The sequence below is a fragment of the Streptomyces sp. PT12 genome (genome assembly GCF_003311645.1).
Lineage (GTDB): Bacteria > Actinomycetota > Actinomycetes > Streptomycetales > Streptomycetaceae > Streptomyces.
In genome coordinates this window covers 1-546 of sequence record NZ_QEST01000112.1, presented here as the reverse complement: position 1 = coordinate 546, position 546 = coordinate 1, and the positions used below count along the sequence as shown (strand labels likewise).

Below are 546 nucleotides of genomic sequence, written 5' to 3'. Positions count from 1 at the left end.
CCTCGTAGTGGGTACGCGCGGCGCGTAGTACAGCGACATCATCCCCGTTGACGTGAACCGGCCGCGGCGAGAGACGTCTGTGTCGTCGGGCGGGTTCTCCCTTTCCCATACGGGGGCCACGGCGTGCATACCGGTCAGCATGTTCAGGTTGAGGACGCGTCGCTGCTCGTCGGATCGCCACAGGGCGGTGGCTCTCTCGATGAATCCGGGGAGAGGCGCCCGAGGAGATCGACTGGCCTGCCGGGACCCCGGACCACATCAAGCAACCCGCGGTGGGCCCGCGTTGGTGCACCAGCTGCAATCTGCGGTACTAGAGCAACGAGGCACACACCTGCCAGCCTCAATCGCCTACCCCGGCTCCGCCCCCGGCCACGAGCGGCGGTGGGTCGTGAGCGGGTGGTGCGGGTCGGGCGAGGCGTGGGTGTCGCCGTTGTCGGCCGCGCGCCCCCGGCGTGCGCGGGAGCGTTGCGCTGGCGCGCATGATCCGAGCCGTCGTCTTCGATGTGGGCGAGTGCCTGGTGGACGAGACGCGCGAGTACCGCGCGT

At 69.8% G+C, this 546-nt stretch carries 2 pseudogenes; one reads left to right on the top strand and one right to left on the bottom strand.

The window, feature by feature from the left end:
* Window positions 1-219, bottom strand: a pseudogene (locus DEH69_RS32695) (transcriptional regulator); the annotation flags it as partial.
* A 260-nt stretch (window positions 220-479) separates the two neighbouring features.
* Here DEH69_RS32695 and DEH69_RS32690 point away from each other — a divergent pair.
* A pseudogene (locus DEH69_RS32690) lies at window positions 480-546 on the top strand (haloacid dehalogenase); the annotation flags it as partial.